The organism is Rhizobium redzepovicii (assembly GCF_019793435.1).
Classification (GTDB): Bacteria; Pseudomonadota; Alphaproteobacteria; order Rhizobiales; family Rhizobiaceae; genus Rhizobium; species Rhizobium redzepovicii.
This window is the reverse complement of record NZ_JAILYH010000005.1, coordinates 19,668-35,193: the sequence shown is the minus strand read 5'-3', so window position 1 is coordinate 35,193 and position 15,526 is coordinate 19,668. Positions and strand designations below refer to the sequence as shown.

General features: G+C 62.2%; 15 protein-coding genes. All 15 read left to right on the top strand.

Annotation, left to right across the window (positions count from 1 at the left end; genetic code table 11):
• Positions 1-6: 6 nt before the first annotated feature.
• The 15 genes from K6N12_RS09165 (at position 7) to lpdA (ending at position 15,417) form a co-directional block, all read left to right on the top strand.
• On the top strand, positions 7-825 hold the full coding sequence (locus K6N12_RS09165) for a nucleotidyltransferase domain-containing protein (protein WP_097624915.1): 819 nt from the start codon (positions 7-9) through the stop codon (positions 823-825).
• Between the two features lie 136 nt (positions 826-961).
• Positions 962-1,474, top strand: a complete 513-nt coding sequence (locus K6N12_RS09160) for a protease inhibitor Inh/omp19 family protein (RefSeq protein ID WP_012559213.1) — start codon at positions 962-964, stop codon at positions 1,472-1,474.
• Positions 1,475-1,554: 80 nt separating this feature from the next.
• The gene (gene zapE / locus K6N12_RS09155; RefSeq protein ID WP_097624914.1) at positions 1,555-2,718 is read left to right on the top strand and encodes a cell division protein ZapE; all 1,164 of its coding nucleotides are present in this window, start codon (positions 1,555-1,557) and stop codon (positions 2,716-2,718) included.
• A 176-nt stretch (positions 2,719-2,894) separates the two neighbouring features.
• Positions 2,895-3,857, top strand: coding sequence for a malate dehydrogenase (gene mdh, locus K6N12_RS09150; protein ID WP_003543522.1), 963 nt, complete (start codon positions 2,895-2,897; stop codon positions 3,855-3,857).
• A gap of 34 nt (positions 3,858-3,891) precedes the next feature.
• Complete coding sequence (sucC, locus tag K6N12_RS09145) at positions 3,892-5,085, top strand: ADP-forming succinate--CoA ligase subunit beta (RefSeq protein WP_097624913.1); 1,194 nt, start codon at positions 3,892-3,894, stop codon at positions 5,083-5,085.
• An 8-nt stretch (positions 5,086-5,093) separates the two neighbouring features.
• The gene (locus tag K6N12_RS09140; protein WP_097624912.1) at positions 5,094-5,585 is read left to right on the top strand and encodes a DUF1579 family protein; all 492 of its coding nucleotides are present in this window, start codon (positions 5,094-5,096) and stop codon (positions 5,583-5,585) included.
• 13 nt (positions 5,586-5,598) lie between these two features.
• Positions 5,599-6,501, top strand: coding sequence for a succinate--CoA ligase subunit alpha (gene sucD, locus K6N12_RS09135; RefSeq protein ID WP_097624911.1), 903 nt, complete (start codon positions 5,599-5,601; stop codon positions 6,499-6,501).
• Between the two features lie 169 nt (positions 6,502-6,670).
• The gene (locus tag K6N12_RS09130) at positions 6,671-9,655 is read left to right on the top strand and encodes a 2-oxoglutarate dehydrogenase E1 component (protein ID WP_097625140.1); all 2,985 of its coding nucleotides are present in this window, start codon (positions 6,671-6,673) and stop codon (positions 9,653-9,655) included.
• 16 nt (positions 9,656-9,671) lie between these two features.
• Entirely contained in the window at positions 9,672-9,980 is a 309-nt protein-coding gene (locus K6N12_RS09125; RefSeq protein ID WP_097624910.1) for a YciI family protein, read from the top strand.
• Positions 9,981-10,020: 40 nt separating this feature from the next.
• Positions 10,021-11,286, top strand: a complete 1,266-nt coding sequence (odhB, locus tag K6N12_RS09120) for a 2-oxoglutarate dehydrogenase complex dihydrolipoyllysine-residue succinyltransferase (RefSeq protein WP_097624909.1) — start codon at positions 10,021-10,023, stop codon at positions 11,284-11,286.
• A gap of 13 nt (positions 11,287-11,299) precedes the next feature.
• Positions 11,300-12,049, top strand: coding sequence for a DUF4241 domain-containing protein (locus K6N12_RS09115; RefSeq protein ID WP_131710918.1), 750 nt, complete (start codon positions 11,300-11,302; stop codon positions 12,047-12,049).
• On the top strand, positions 12,046-12,576 hold the full coding sequence (locus K6N12_RS09110) for a hypothetical protein (RefSeq protein WP_097624907.1): 531 nt from the start codon (positions 12,046-12,048) through the stop codon (positions 12,574-12,576). The genes K6N12_RS09115 and K6N12_RS09110 overlap by 4 nt, the downstream gene beginning before the upstream one ends.
• The gene (locus K6N12_RS09105; RefSeq protein ID WP_097624906.1) at positions 12,573-13,325 is read left to right on the top strand and encodes an SDR family oxidoreductase; all 753 of its coding nucleotides are present in this window, start codon (positions 12,573-12,575) and stop codon (positions 13,323-13,325) included. The genes K6N12_RS09110 and K6N12_RS09105 overlap by 4 nt, the downstream gene beginning before the upstream one ends.
• A gap of 20 nt (positions 13,326-13,345) precedes the next feature.
• Entirely contained in the window at positions 13,346-13,984 is a 639-nt protein-coding gene (locus K6N12_RS09100; RefSeq protein WP_097624905.1) for a LysE family transporter, read from the top strand.
• Positions 13,985-14,010: 26 nt separating this feature from the next.
• Positions 14,011-15,417, top strand: coding sequence for a dihydrolipoyl dehydrogenase (gene lpdA / locus K6N12_RS09095; protein WP_097624904.1), 1,407 nt, complete (start codon positions 14,011-14,013; stop codon positions 15,415-15,417).
• Positions 15,418-15,526: the final 109 nt, after the last annotated feature.

The window sequence follows — 15,526 nt, the reverse complement described above, 5'->3', positions numbered from 1 at the left end:
CAACGTATGCATGCCAATGGCGGAATAGACGGCTTCGATCCCGAAGCCGTCAGAGAGATCAGGTCACGGCTCGCCTCGGTGCGCGAGCAGGGTATCCGTATCGGTTTTGCGATCGAAAGCGGCAGCCGCGCCTGGGGATTTCCGTCGCCCGACAGCGATTATGACTGCCGCTTCGTCTATATCCGTCCCGTCGAGCACCACCTCGCCCTTGCTTCCGTGCGCGATGTCATCGAATTTCCGATCATCGGCGATATCGATACCGGCGGCTGGGATCTGCGAAAGGCGCTGCTGCTTGCGCTCAAGGGAAACGCGGTGGTGGTCGAATGGCTGAAATCGCCGATCGCTTATGAAGAGGAATCGGGTTTTCGCTCGCGTCTCGCCGCGCTGCTCGATCTCATCATGGTGCCGGAAAAGGTCGCTGCTCATTATGTCGGGCTCATGCGGCAGCATTTTCAGAGCCAGGGCGAGGGGGCGATTAAGCTGAAGAAGTTTCTTTATGCCGTGCGTCCGGCCATCGCGCTCGAATGGATGCGCCAGCGTTCGTTTCGCGTGCTGCCACCGATGAATATGCTGGAATGTCTCGAGGCGATCTCGATCGCTCCTGACCTTCGAACGGCGATACTCGATCTCGTGCATGTCAAGAAACAGACGCGCGAAATGGGGGAGGGGCTGCCGCCGATGCTGGTGCAATCCTTTCTGAAGAGCTCGTTCGAGCGTTATTCCGAGATATTGCGGGAGTTCGACCGGGATCCGGATAGAGATCAGCACGCGCAACACCTTGCTGACAAATTCTATGTGCAGGAAGTTTTGCAGCGGGACAGTTGAACTGTATCGTTTTTCGGTTAGTTGTTGTCACGGGCAATTTATGCCGTCCGACTTGATTAACCAAAGCGAGTTACGATAATCGGACTTGTCTCACGCCCGTTTCTCTGCGGCGCTAGCCGAAATCAGGAGTATGATGATGCAGTTGCGATATGCGATGACAGGTCTGGTGGTGGCTCTCGCTCTAGCCGGTTGTCAGCGTACGGCATATGATTACAACTCCAGCCCGAATGCCGGGCCGGCGCCGTTGACGGCGCAGCCGGTTCCCTCGGTTCAGGGTGGGCAGCTTCCGCCGGTCAACAATTCGCAATTCCCGGCGGCGCCGGCATCGACGGCACCGATGCCGGGCGCGCAGTCCGGCGCAATGGCTGCGAATGCGCTCGATGTCACCAAGGAATCGATGGTCGGAAGCTGGCGTGTCAATGGCAGCTGCGACATGTTCCTGACGCTCACCAATCTCGGCAGTGGTTCGCGCGGCGGCACGCGCGGCTGTGTCGGCGAGCTGACGGCGATGGGATCCTGGGAGGTTGCCGGCAAGCAGGTGCTGCTCAAGGACCGTTCGGGCAACCAGCTCGGCAGCGTCTACAAGACGGCCGACAACCGCTTCGAGGGCCAGACCAGCACGGGCCAGCAGATCAGCCTCAGCCGGTAACAAATACCGGCGCGGTAACAAATACCGGCGCGGTAACGATCCGGCGGCCCCGCCGATGACTGACAGGCGGATATGCCCTCATGCAGCCAATGCCAGATTATGCGCTCAGCGTCTGCGAACAGCTTAAATCGCTGACACTTTCCGGTGCGCTGCAGGTCGATGCCGCCCAGATGGATGTGGCCAAAAGCCTGGATCGGGTGCTTGCCGGGCTGAAGCAGCAACGGCCAGCGGCAAAATCGAGCGCGCTTGGCTGGCTGTTTGCCGCCAAGAAGAAATCCGCCGCCGGCATCAAGGGACTGTATATCCACGGCAGCGTCGGACGCGGCAAGACCATGCTGATGGACATGTTCTTCTCGATGGCGCCCTGCAAAAAGAAGCGGCGGGCGCATTTCCACGAATTCATGGCGGATGTGCATAACCGCATCGCAACGCATCGGCTGAAGCTCAAGAACGGCGAGACGAAGCAGGCCGACCCGATGCCGCCGGTTGCCGCCGCCCTCTACGAGGAAGCGGAGCTGCTCTGCTTCGACGAATTCACGGTCACCGATATCGCCGATGCGATGATCCTGTCGCGGCTGTTCTCCGAGCTTTTCGCGCGCGGATGCGTGCTGGTCGCGACCTCGAATGTTGAGCCCGACAATCTGTACCCGGATGGCCTCAACCGCGGCCTCTTCCTGCCCTTCGTCGCCCTTCTCAAGCAGCACGTCGACGTCGTCACCCTGGATTCGCCGACCGATTACCGGATGGAGAAGCTGAGCAGCCAGCCGGTCTATCTGGTGCCGATCAACGATCATAACGACATGGCGATGGATGCGTCCTGGACGCAGGCGCTGCACGGGCGCAAGGCGCAGCCGCTGGATATTCCGATGAAGGGGCGCCACATCCACGTGCCGCTCGCCGCCGAGCGCATGGCGCGGTTTTCCTTCATCGATCTGTGCGACAGGCCGCTCGGGGCGGTCGACTTTCTGGCGATCGCCGAGCGCTTCGACACGGTCTTTCTCGATCACGTTCCCTTGCTCGGGCCGGAAAAACGGAACCAGATCAAACGCTTCATCATTATGGTCGATACGTTCTACGACCATGCCGTGCGGCTCTACATTTCCGCGGCGGCCATGCCGGAGGAACTATTGCTGCACCGTCGGGGCACGGAGGGGTTTGAATTCGACCGCACGGCATCACGGCTATTTGAGATGCGCAGTGCCGAATATCTTGCGCTGCACCACGAGAAGCGCGCCGCCGAATAACAATTTGGTGACATAATATCTTACGTTTACGTAAGAATTTTTGTATCTAAACGATTGAAATTGCTGCATCAAAATTAATGGATTGCCATTTTTGGGCTTTCGGTCTATGCGATTGCGTCATTGGGCGGTGCCTTGACGCGTCGTTCACCGAATTTGATGGCAAAGGAAACAGCGAAATGGCGCGTAACAAGATCGCACTCATTGGTTCTGGCATGATTGGTGGCACGCTGGCGCACCTCGCCGGCCTGAAGGAACTGGGCGACATTGTCCTCTTCGACATTGCGGACGGCATTCCTCAGGGTAAGGGTCTCGATATCTCTCAGTCCTCGCCGGTCGAAGGCTTCGACGTCAATCTGACGGGCGCCAGCGACTATTCCGCGATCGAAGGCGCTGACGTCTGCATCGTCACCGCCGGCGTTGCCCGCAAGCCGGGCATGAGCCGCGACGATCTTCTCGGCATCAATCTCAAGGTCATGGAGCAGGTCGGCGCCGGCATCAAAAAATACGCCCCGAACGCTTTCGTAATCTGCATCACCAACCCGCTCGACGCCATGGTCTGGGCGCTGCAGAAGTTTTCCGGCCTTCCGGCCAACAAAGTCGTCGGCATGGCCGGCGTTCTCGACTCCTCGCGCTTCCGTCTGTTCCTCGCCAAGGAATTCAACGTCTCCGTCCAGGACGTCACCGCCTTCGTGCTCGGCGGCCACGGCGACACGATGGTGCCGCTCGCCCGCTACTCGACGGTCGGCGGCATTCCGCTCACCGACCTCGTCACGATGGGCTGGGTCACCAAGGAACGCCTCGAAGAGATCATCCAGCGCACCCGTGACGGCGGCGCCGAAATCGTCGGCCTGCTGAAGACCGGCTCGGCCTATTACGCGCCGGCCGCCTCGGCGATCGAGATGGCCGAATCCTACCTCAAGGACAAGAAGCGCGTTCTGCCCTGCGCGGCTCACCTGAGCGGCCAGTACGGCGTCAAGGACATGTATGTCGGCGTTCCCACCGTCATCGGCGCCGGCGGCGTTGAGCGCATCATCGAGATCGATCTCAACAAGACCGAGAAGGAAGCCTTCGACAAGTCCGTCGGCGCCGTCGCCGGTCTCTGCGAAGCCTGCATCAATATCGCGCCTGCCCTCAAGTAATTGGCGCTGACGTAATCCAAACAGGGATAGACCCATGAACATTCATGAATATCAAGCCAAGGCTCTGCTGAAGGGCTATGGCGCGCCAGTCGCCGAGGGTGTGGCTATTCTTAAGGTCGAAGAGGCTGAGGCTGCCGCCAAGTCGCTTCCCGGCCCGCTTTACGTGGTCAAGAGCCAGATCCACGCCGGCGGCCGCGGCAAGGGCAAGTTCAAGGAACTGTCGCCGGAGGCCAAGGGTGGCGTGCGTCTCGCCAAGTCGATCGACGAAGTGGTTGCCCATGCCAAGGAAATGCTCGGGCATACGCTGGTGACGGCGCAGACCGGCGACGCCGGCAAGCAGGTCAACCGCCTCTATATCGAAGACGGCGCCGACATCGCTCGCGAGCTCTATTGCTCGCTGCTGGTCGACCGTTCGGTCGGCCGCGTGGCTTTCGTGGTTTCCACCGAGGGCGGCATGGACATCGAGGCTGTCGCCCATGACACGCCGGAGAAGATCCAGACGATTGCCATCGATCCGGAAGCTGGCGTGACGGCTGCCGACGTTACTGCGATTTCCAAGGCTCTGCAGCTCGACGGTGCGGCCGCCGAAGATGCGAAGTCGCTCTTCCCGGCGCTCTACAAGGCCTTCAACGAGAAAGACATGGCGCTGCTCGAGGTCAATCCGCTGATCGTCATGAAGGATGGTCATCTGCGGGTTCTCGACGCGAAGATGTCCTTCGACGGCAATGCGCTCTTCCGTCACGACGACGTCAAGACGCTGCGCGACGAAACCGAAGAAGACGCCAAGGAAATCGAGGCCTCGAAGTGGGACCTCGCTTATGTCGCGCTCGACGGCAATATCGGCTGCATGGTCAACGGCGCGGGCCTTGCCATGGCGACGATGGATATCATCAAGCTTTACGGCAAGGAGCCGGCCAACTTCTGCGACGTCGGCGGCGGCGCCGGCAAGGAGAAGGTTGCTGCGGCTTTCAAGATCATCACTGCAGACCCCAAGGTCGAAGGCATTCTCGTCAACATCTTCGGCGGCATCATGAAGTGCGATGTCATCGCCGAGGGCGTCATTGCCGCGGTCAAGGAAGTCGGCCTCAAGGTTCCGCTGGTCGTGCGCCTTGAAGGCACCAATGTCGAGCTCGGCAAGAAGATCCTGAACGAGTCGGGTCTGGCGATTACGGCGGCTGACGACTTGGACGATGCGGCCAAGAAGATCGTCGCGGCGATCAACGGCTGAGAGCGATCATGGCCTTCCAGTCGACGCCATCTGCTGCTCATCTCCGCCTCAATGCCTTCGCCGGCACCTGGGAAGGGGAAGAGCATGTCGCGGCGTCGGCGTGGACGAGCGAAGGCAGGGCCAGCGCCGAGCTTTCCGGCGAGACGCTGTTCGGTGGATTCTTCATCGAGCAGCGCTACCGCCAGACGCGCGATGGTGCTGTTTCGTTCGAGGCCCGAAATGTTTTCGGCTTCGATGTCTCAGACCAGGCCTACAAGCTCTACCAATTCGACACCGCGGGTTTTGCGCCGCCTTCGCCGGCTTCCGGCGAGTGGCCCGGCAATGAACTCGTGCTGATGAAGACTTCGCCGCGCGGCAGACAGCGCACCGTATTCGCATTTGAAAATGAAGACTGCTACCGGATGGGCGTCAGCTTTTCGCCTGCAGGCAGCGATACTTGGCAGGAGGTCGTCAGCGGCATCTATCGTCGTTCGTCCCCCACGTCTTCCAACCTCTCCTAGACAAAGGCCTCGCATGTCTATTCTCGTCAATAAAGACACCAAGATCCTCGTGCAGGGTCTGACCGGCAAGACCGGCACGTTTCACACCGAACAGGCGCTCGCCTACTACGGCACGCAGATGGTCGGCGGTATCCACCCGAAGAAGGGCGGCGAAACCTGGTCCGGCGGAAAGGGCGAAAGCCTGCCGATCTTCGCGACCGTTGCCGAGGGCAAGGAAAAGACCGGCGCCGACGCGACCGTCATCTATGTTCCGCCGGCCGGTGCCGCCGACGCGATCATCGAGGCTATCGATGCCGAGATCCCGTTCATCACCTGCATCACCGAAGGCATCCCGGTCATGGACATGGTGCGCGTCAAGGCTCGCCTCGACCGCTCCAAGTCGCGGCTGCTCGGCCCCAATTGCCCGGGCATCCTGACGCCGGAAGAATGCAAAATCGGCATCATGCCGGGCTCGATCTTCCGCAAGGGTTCGGTCGGCATCGTGTCCCGCTCGGGCACGCTGACCTATGAAGCCGTCTTCCAGACCTCCAACGAAGGCCTCGGCCAGACGACGGCCGTCGGCATCGGCGGCGACCCGGTCAAGGGCACCGAGTTTATCGACGTGCTGGAAATGTTCCTGGCCGACGAAGCCACGACCTCCATCATCATGATCGGCGAAATCGGCGGCTCCGCAGAAGAAGACGCCGCGCAGTTCCTCAAGGACGAGGCCAAGAAGGGCCGCAAGAAGCCGATGGCCGGCTTCATCGCCGGCCGCACCGCACCGAAGGGCCGCACCATGGGCCATGCCGGTGCTGTGGTCTCCGGCGGCAAGGGCGACGCGGAATCGAAGATCGCGGCGATGGAATCGGCAGGCATCAAGGTGTCGCCGTCTCCGGCCCGCCTCGGCAAGACGCTGGTTGAAGTCCTCAAGGGCTAAACCAACTTAATACCCGGGCGGAGGACGGCATCTGCGCTTCCGCCCGGTCTTGACGGCACGAGACATGCAGATGCGCCGCGGACAGGCGGCGATCGGAATGCGGCAGCCGGCGATCGAGCCGGCAAATTCATCAAAGTCAGGAGGCGGACGGAAGCGTCCGCATATCACCATGGCACGGCAAGAAGCCAATGAGCAGTTTCAGATCACCTCGTTTCTGGATGGCGCCAACGCTGCCTATATCGAGCAGCTTCATGCGCGGTACGAAGAGGACCCGGCATCGGTCGACGATCAGTGGCGCACCTTCTTCAAGGCGCTGGAGGAAGATCCCAGCGATGTGAAGAGGGCGGCCAAGGGCGCTTCCTGGCGCAAGAAGAACTGGCCGCTTCAGGCTGGCGGCGACCTGGTGTCGGCTCTCGATGGCGATTGGGGCATCGTCGAGAAGGTCATCGAAACCAAGGTGAAGGCCAAGGCCGAAGCGCAGGGCAAGCCCGCCGACGGCGCCGACGTTCTGCAGGCGACGCGCGATTCCGTCCGCGCCATCATGATGATCCGCGCTTACCGCATGCGCGGCCACCTGCATGCCAAGCTCGACCCTCTCGGCATCGCCGCTTCGGTCGACGACTATCGCGAGCTGTCGCCGGAGAATTACGGCTTCACCTCAGCCGATTACGACCGCAGGATCTTCATCGACAACGTGCTCGGCCTGGAATACGCGACCATCCGCGAGATGATCGATATCCTCGAGCGCACCTATTGCTCGACGCTCGGCGTCGAATTCATGCACATCTCCAATCCGGAAGAGAAGGCCTGGATCCAGGAGCGCATCGAAGGCCCGGACAAGGGTGTTGCCTTCTCGGCCGAAGGCAAGAAGGCGATCCTCGCCAAGCTGGTCGAAGCTGAAGGCTACGAACAGTTCCTCGACGTCAAGTTCAAGGGTACCAAGCGCTTCGGCCTCGACGGCGGCGAGTCGCTGATCCCGGCTTTGGAGCAGATCCTCAAGCGCGGCGGCCACCTCGGCCTCAAGGAAGCCGTGTTCGGCATGGCCCATCGCGGCCGCCTCAACGTGTTGTCCCAGGTCATGGGCAAGCCGCACCGGGCGATCTTCCACGAGTTCAAGGGCGGCTCCTACGCACCCGACGAAGTCGAAGGTTCGGGCGACGTCAAGTACCATCTCGGCGCCTCTTCCGACCGCGAATTCGACGGCAACAAGGTGCATGTCTCGCTGACGGCAAACCCCTCGCATCTGGAAATCGTCGATCCGGTCGTCATGGGCAAGGTTCGCGCCAAGCAGGATATGAGCGCTACCGTCTGGGACGGCGACATCATCCCGCTTTCCGAACGCGCCAAGGTTCTGCCGCTGCTGATCCATGGCGACGCAGCTTTTGCCGGCCAGGGTGTCATTGCCGAAATCCTCGGCCTGTCCGGCCTGCGCGGCCACCGCGTCGCCGGCACCATGCACGTCATCATCAACAACCAGATAGGCTTCACCACGAACCCGGCCTTCTCGCGTTCGTCGCCCTATCCGTCCGACGTCGCCAAGATGATCGAGGCGCCGATCTTCCACGTCAACGGCGACGATCCGGAAGCGGTGGTCTATGCGGCCAAGGTCGCGACCGAATTCCGCATGAAGTTCCATAAGCCCGTCGTGGTCGACCTGTTCTGCTACCGCCGCTACGGCCACAATGAAGGCGATGAGCCGTCTTTCACGCAGCCGAAGATGTACAAGGTGATCCGCGGCCACAAGACCGTGCTGCAGCTCTATGCGGCGCGCCTCGTCGCCGAGGGCCTGCTGACCGAAGGCGAAGTCGAGAAGATGAAGGCCGACTGGCGCGCTCATCTCGAACAGGAGTTCGAGGCCGGCCAGCACTATAAGCCCAATAAGGCCGACTGGCTTGATGGTGAGTGGTCGGGCCTGCGCGCCGCTGACAATGCCGACGAGCAGCGCCGCGGCAAGACCGCCGTGCCGATGAAGACGCTGAAGGAAATCGGCCGCAAGCTGTCCGAGATCCCGGCGGGCTTCAATGCGCACCGCACGATCCAGCGCTTCATGGAAAACCGCGCCAATATGATCGCCACCGGCGAGGGCATCGACTGGGCGATGGCCGAAGCGCTCTCCTTCGGCGCGCTCTGCGTCGAAGGCAGCAAGATCCGCCTGTCCGGCCAGGATTGCGAACGCGGCACCTTCTCGCAGCGCCACTCGGTTCTCTACGATCAGGAAACCGAGGAACGCTACATTCCGCTCGCCAATCTTTCGCCGACGCAGGGTCGCTACGAAGTCATCAATTCGATGCTTTCGGAAGAGGCCGTGCTCGGTTTCGAATATGGCTATTCGCTGGCCCGCCCGAATGCGCTGACGCTCTGGGAAGCGCAGTTCGGCGATTTCGCCAACGGCGCGCAGGTCGTCTTCGACCAGTTCATCTCGTCGGGCGAGCGCAAGTGGCTGCGCATGTCGGGCCTCGTCTGCCTGCTGCCGCATGGCTATGAGGGCCAGGGTCCGGAACACTCTTCGGCCCGCCTCGAGCGTTTCCTGCAGCTTTGCGCTGAGGACAACATGCAGGTCGCCAACGTCACGACGCCGGCGAACTACTTCCACATCCTGCGCCGCCAGCTGAAGCGCGACTTCCGCAAGCCGCTGATCCTGATGACGCCGAAGTCGCTGCTGCGCCACAAGCGGGCGGTCTCGACGCTTGCCGAAATGGCCGGTGAATCCGCCTTCCATCGCTTGCTCTGGGACGATGCCGAGGTGATCAAGGACGGCCCGATCAAGCTGCAGAAGGACAACAAGATCCGCCGTGTCGTCATGTGCTCCGGCAAGGTCTATTACGACCTTCTCGAAGAGCGTGAAAAGCGCGGCATCGACGACATCTATCTCCTGCGTGTCGAGCAGCTCTATCCGTTCCCGGCAAAGGCGCTGATCAACGAGCTGTCGCGCTTCCGCAATGCGGAGATGGTCTGGTGCCAGGAAGAGCCGAAGAACATGGGCGCATGGTCGTTCATCGATCCCTTCCTCGAATGGGTGCTCGCCCACATCGACGCAAAGTACCAGCGCGTCCGCTACACCGGCCGTCCGGCCGCCGCCTCGCCGGCGACAGGCCTGATGTCCAAGCATCTGTCGCAGCTCGCCGCATTCCTCGAGGATGCATTGGGCGGCTAATACAAGGGGGGCGCAAATGGCTTATTTCTTTCTGAGACTGCTGCCGCCGCGCCCCACTTTCCCGCATGACGGGACCGGAGAGGAAATCGCGGCGATGAAGCGCCATGTCGAATACTGGCACCGGCACGCGCTTGCGGGATCGGCGATCGTCGTCGGCCCCGTCTTCGAGGGTGAAGGCGCCTTCGGCATGGCAATCGTCGAAGTCGAGGATCAGGCGGCGGCGCAGGCTCTTGCCGACGGCGACCCGGTCATTGCTTCCGGTTTCGGTTTCCGTTTCGATATCCTGCCGATGCCCTCGATCATCTTGCGGCCGCCCGCCGTCTGAAACGCTTAAAACGAACACACACGAAATCAGGATCTGAACAATGGCCACAGAAATCCGCGTTCCAACTCTCGGTGAATCCGTCAGCGAGGCAACCGTCGGCACCTGGTTCAAGAAGGTCGGCGACGCCATCAAGGCCGACGAGCCGATTCTCGAGCTTGAAACCGACAAGGTGACCATCGAAGTTCCGGCACCCGCTTCCGGCACGCTTTCGGAAATCGTTGTCGCCGCCGGCGAGACCGTCGGCCTCGGCGCACTGCTCGGCCAGATCGCCGAAGGTGCGGTCGCTGCGGCCGCACCGGCTGCTGCTGCACCGGCCGCCGCGCCTGCCCAGCCGGCCGCTGCTGCTCCCGCTCAGCCGGCGCCGGTTGCCGCTGCTGCCGCATCGGCGTCGAGCGCCTCCGTCTCCACCATGCCGCCGGCACCGGCGGCTTCGAAGATGCTTGCCGAAAGCAACCTTTCGGCCGATCAGGTCGACGGCAGCGGCAAGCGCGGCCAGGTGCTGAAGGGTGATGTTATCGCTGCCGTCGCCAAGGGCATTTCCGCTCCGGCTGCAGCACCCGCCGCCGCTCCTGCCGCTGCACGCGGCCCGTCGACGGTCGAGGATGCCTCGCGTGAAGAGCGCGTGAAGATGACGCGCCTGCGCCAGACGATCGCCAAGCGCCTGAAGGACGCGCAGAACACCGCCGCCATGCTCACCACCTATAACGAGGTGGACATGAAGGCGGTCATGGATCTGCGCAACAAGTACAAGGACATTTTCGAGAAGAAGCACGGGGTCAAGCTCGGCTTCATGGGCTTCTTCACCAAGGCCGTCACGCATGCGCTGAAGGAACTGCCGGCGGTTAATGCCGAGATCGACGGCACCGACGTCATCTACAAGAACTACTGCCATGTCGGCATGGCCGTCGGCACCGACAAGGGTCTCGTCGTTCCCGTCATCCGCGATGCCGACCAGATGTCGATCGCCGAAGTCGAGAAGGAACTCGGCCGTCTTGCCAAGGCAGCCCGTGACGGCTCGCTCTCGATGGCCGACATGCAGGGCGGCACCTTCACCATTACCAATGGCGGCGTTTACGGCTCGCTGATGTCGTCGCCGATCCTCAACGCGCCGCAGTCCGGCATTCTCGGCATGCACAAGATCCAGGAGCGGCCGGTGGCGATCGGCGGCCAGGTGGTCATCCGTCCGATGATGTATCTGGCGCTGTCCTACGATCACCGCATCGTTGACGGCAAGGAAGCGGTCACCTTCCTCGTGCGCGTCAAGGAGAGCCTGGAAGATCCGGAACGTCTGGTTCTCGATCTCTAAGGGAGCGCTTTCGATGCGGAACCGGATCATGCGAGCGGCGCGCCTTCTTCTCTGCGCTGCCGCCGCGCATGTCCCGGTCTCCGCGGCGGCGGCCGGCTTGGATATCGGCAAGGCAAGCAGCAATTTCGAGCTGGTGGCGCTCAGCGACGCCGAACTTTCCGGACGGTCGATAGGCGTGATCCATATGGGCAATGTCGAGCTGACCTCCGGGCGCATCGTCGCGGCCGATCCGCTCGCCCAGCCCGATCGTCCGGCGCTCGCAAGAACGGTTGCGCCGGGCGAATATCCGGTGACGCTCTACCAGGCCTTCGGGCGCATCGCTGCCGCCAGCATGCGGTTTGCCGAGGGCAAGCTTGATCATTGGGAGCTTGCCGTCCTGCCCGGCCAGGACGTCGCGACGCTGAAGGACGGCGAGATTTTCGGCTACCCGGTCGATGCCGGCCTCGGCTGTTACATGGATGCCGATACGCTTGAGCTGATCGGAGAGCGTGAAGCGCAGGCGCAGGCGCAAAAACCTGACGCCGATGTCAATTATTACGACGATGTGCTGGCTGCGGACCTTGATGCCAACAAGGGCCGTTATGCGTTGCACCGGCCGATTACCGGCAAGAAGGGCAGTGTCGCGGTGTTCTGGAGCGGCTGGGGCGACGGTTTCTATCCGGTTTTCTGGGGGCTCGACCGGGATGGCCGGGCGCTGGTGCTGCTGACGGATTTCAACGTGGTCGAGAATGCCGACGGGCGGAAGGAACCGAAGCTGCAATGAGCGGGAGTGTCGGGATCACGGCGAGGCGGAAAGGCGTGGCTACAGTCGCCGCCGCTGCGTTTTGCGCCGTTCCGGTGTCCTTGCTCGGGGCGGAATGCAAGCAGGAGCGGGCCGTTTATGTCGATCGCGATGGCGCCTATGAATTGCGCTTTGCACCGCTGAATTCCGCCTCGGCTGCCGCCAGCAACCAGTTCAAAGTCCATGCCCTCAAGACGCCGGTCGTGATGGAAGGCTATGTCATGCCATCCGAAGATCCGGTGCGCGCCATCGGCATTCTGATGTTCAATTGCCCCGAGGGTGATGCGACCGGCGCCGATCTCGATGCCTGCACGGTCTGGCAGGGCGCCGTCTATGGCGTGGATGCCAAGGGGGAGATGGACAATCTGCAGCCGGAAGGGGCCGCGGCGGCCGAAAGGCTGGTGCTGCCCGGCCTTGGCCCTGCCATCCGGGAATCCAGCGCCTGGGGCGAGGGCAAGGCGTCGGTGGCGCCCTGGGATGTGCTGACATTCAAGGAGTGTGCGACATGAGCGATACCCCTGTTGTTCTGGTGACCGGTGGGAGCCGGGGCATTGGCGCCGCTGTCTGCCGTCTCGCTGCGCGCCAGGGCTGGCGTGTCGCGGTGAATTACGCGTCCAACCGCAAGGCCGCAGATGTGGTCGTGGCGTCGATCGTCGAGAATGGCGGCGAGGCGGTGGCGATCGAGGGCGATGTCGGCAAGGCTGCGGATATCGCTGCGATGTTTGCGGCGGTCGACGGCCATTTCGGCCGGCTGGACGGTCTCGTCAACAATGCCGGCATCGTCGACTATCCTCAGCGGATCGATGAGATGTCGGCAGAGCGGATCGAGCGCATGCTGCGCGTCAATGTGACCGGCTCGATGCTCTGCGCCGCAGCGGCCATACGCCGGATGTCGAGCCGGCACGGCGGACGGGGCGGGGCGATCGTCAACGTCTCGTCGATGGCGGCGATCCTCGGCGCGGCGACGCAATATGTCGATTATGCCGCCTCGAAGGCGGCGATCGACACGTTCACCGTCGGGCTTTCGCGCGAGCTCGCTGCCGAGGGCATTCGCGTGAATGCGGTCAGGCCCGGCATCATCGAAACCGACCTCCATGCTTCGGGCGGGCTGCCGGACCGGGCGCGCGAGATGGCGCCGTCGGTCCCGATGCAGCGGGCCGGCACGGCCGAGGAGGTGGCGGATGCGATCCTCTATCTTCTTTCCCCTTCGGCTTCCTATATAACCGGCGCGATCCTCAATGTGAGCGGCGGCCGCTAGAAGACAGGGCATAAAACAGCATGCAGTATATTCTCGAATTTCTCGGCCTGATGGCGGTTTTCTCGATCTTCATCGTCGTGCCGGGGGCCGATTTCGCCGTCATCCTGCGCCAGAGCATCGTGCATGGGCGCCGCGCCGCTGTTATGACCGGGCTCGGCATGGGCTTCTCGCTGCTCTTCCATATCAGCTACACCATCCTCGGCCTCGGCCTGATCGTGTCGAAATCGCTGATGCTGTTTGCGATGATCAAATGGGCGGGTGTCGCCTATCTGGTCTATCTCGGCATCAAGTCGTTCCGCGAGCCGGGCTTCAAGGTGCAGGAGATCGAAGTGACGGCCGAGGACCGCAAGCCGGTCTCGATGCTGAAATGCCTCGGCATGGGTTTCATCACCAATGCACTGAACCCGAAGCCGGTGCTGTTCTTCCTGTCGCTGTTTTCGACGCTGGTGCATCACGACACGCCGGCGCTGATCCAGTTCTCCTACGGCATCGGCATGGCGACGGCGCTGGTCGCCTGGTTTGCCGGTGTCTCCTATTTCTTCACGGTCAAGGCGATCCGTGACCGCTTCATCGCCAGCGGCAAATGGTTCAACCGCGTTACCGGAGCGGCGCTCGTCGGCTTCGGCTTCCGCCTCGCGCTGTCGCGCGCGGCCGACTAATTGAAAAATCCAAAGGGAAAGAAGCAATGTCTTACGATGTGATCATTATCGGAACCGGCCCGGGCGGCTATGTCTGCGCCGTCAAGGCAGCCCAGCTCGGCCTCAAGGTCGCCGTCGTCGAAAAGCGCGCGACCTATGGCGGCACCTGCCTGAACGTCGGCTGCATTCCGTCGAAGGCGCTGCTGCATGCCTCCGAAATGTTCCATCAGGCCGGCCACGGCATGAGCGCGCTCGGCATCGACATTGCGGCGCCGACGCTCAATCTCGGCAATATGATGGCTCACAAGGACGCCACGGTGAAGTCGAATGTCGACGGCGTCGCCTTCCTCTTCAAGAAGAACAAGATCGATGCTTTCCAGGGCAGCGGCAAGATCGTCTCGGCCGGCAAGGTCGCCATCACCGCCGAAGACGGCACGATGCAGGAGATCGAAGGCAAGAACATCGTCATCGCCACGGGCTCCGACGTCGCCGGCATCCCCGGCGTGCAGGTCGAGATCGATGAAAAGACCATCATCTCCTCCACCGGCGGCATTGCGCTGGAGAAGGTGCCGGAAACGCTGATCGTCGTCGGCGGCGGCGTCATCGGGCTCGAGCTCGGCTCGGTCTGGTCGCGCCTCGGCGCCAAGGTCACGGTCGTCGAATTTCTCGACACCATCCTCGGCGGCATGGACGGCGAAGTCTCCAAGCAGTTCCAGCGCATGCTCGCCAAGCAGGGCATCGATTTCCACCTCGGCGCCAAGGTCACCGGCGTCGAAAAGGGTGACAAGGGCGCCAAGGTCACGTTCGAGCCGGTCAAAGGCGGCGACAAGGTGACGCTCGATGCCGAAGTCGTGCTGATCGCCACCGGCCGCAAGCCCTATACGGCGGGGCTCGGTCTTGAGGAGGCTGGTGTTGCGCTCGACAATCGCGGCCGCGTCGAGATCGACGGCCACTTCAAGACCAACGTCGCCGGCATCTATGCGATCGGCGACGTGGTCAAGGGCCCGATGCTGGCGCACAAGGCGGAAGACGAAGGCGTGGCGCTGGCCGAAATCCTCGCCGGCCAGCATGGCCACGTCAATTATGACGTCATTCCGAGCGTCGTTTACACCCAGCCGGAGATCGCCTCGGTCGGCAAGACCGAGGAAGAGCTGAAAGCGGCGGGTATCGCCTATAAGGTCGGCAAGTTCCCGTTCACCGCGAACGGCCGTGCGCGCGCGATGCTGGCGACCGACGGTTTCGTCAAGATCCTCGCCGATAAGGAAACCGACCGGGTGCTCGGCGGCCATATCGTCGGCTTCGGTGCCGGCGAGATGATCCACGAGATCACCGTGCTGATGGAGTTCGGCGGCTCTTCGGAAGATCTCGGCCGCACCTGCCATGCGCATCCGACGATGTCGGAAGCGGTGAAGGAAGCCGCACTCGCGACCTTCTTCAAGCCGATCCATATGTAATCTTAAAGCGCGTCGCATCAAACTTGATTCATGCGACGCGCTTTAGCTCTTTGTTTTGATGCATGTCGTTATCCCGCAACCGCTGCTTCCGGGCGACATGCATTAGATA

Coding starts and splice junctions, on each gene's coding strand:
- K6N12_RS09165 (WP_097624915.1), top strand. CDS start 7: ATGCATGCCAATGGCGGAATAGACGGCTTCGATCCCGAAGCCGTCAGA.
- K6N12_RS09160 (WP_012559213.1), top strand. CDS start 962: ATGCAGTTGCGATATGCGATGACAGGTCTGGTGGTGGCTCTCGCTCTA.
- zapE (WP_097624914.1), top strand. CDS start 1,555: ATGCAGCCAATGCCAGATTATGCGCTCAGCGTCTGCGAACAGCTTAAA.
- mdh (WP_003543522.1), top strand. CDS start 2,895: ATGGCGCGTAACAAGATCGCACTCATTGGTTCTGGCATGATTGGTGGC.
- sucC (WP_097624913.1), top strand. CDS start 3,892: ATGAACATTCATGAATATCAAGCCAAGGCTCTGCTGAAGGGCTATGGC.
- K6N12_RS09140 (WP_097624912.1), top strand. CDS start 5,094: ATGGCCTTCCAGTCGACGCCATCTGCTGCTCATCTCCGCCTCAATGCC.
- sucD (WP_097624911.1), top strand. CDS start 5,599: ATGTCTATTCTCGTCAATAAAGACACCAAGATCCTCGTGCAGGGTCTG.
- K6N12_RS09130 (WP_097625140.1), top strand. CDS start 6,671: ATGGCACGGCAAGAAGCCAATGAGCAGTTTCAGATCACCTCGTTTCTG.
- K6N12_RS09125 (WP_097624910.1), top strand. CDS start 9,672: ATGGCTTATTTCTTTCTGAGACTGCTGCCGCCGCGCCCCACTTTCCCG.
- odhB (WP_097624909.1), top strand. CDS start 10,021: ATGGCCACAGAAATCCGCGTTCCAACTCTCGGTGAATCCGTCAGCGAG.
- K6N12_RS09115 (WP_131710918.1), top strand. CDS start 11,300: ATGCGGAACCGGATCATGCGAGCGGCGCGCCTTCTTCTCTGCGCTGCC.
- K6N12_RS09110 (WP_097624907.1), top strand. CDS start 12,046: ATGAGCGGGAGTGTCGGGATCACGGCGAGGCGGAAAGGCGTGGCTACA.
- K6N12_RS09105 (WP_097624906.1), top strand. CDS start 12,573: ATGAGCGATACCCCTGTTGTTCTGGTGACCGGTGGGAGCCGGGGCATT.
- K6N12_RS09100 (WP_097624905.1), top strand. CDS start 13,346: ATGCAGTATATTCTCGAATTTCTCGGCCTGATGGCGGTTTTCTCGATC.
- lpdA (WP_097624904.1), top strand. CDS start 14,011: ATGTCTTACGATGTGATCATTATCGGAACCGGCCCGGGCGGCTATGTC.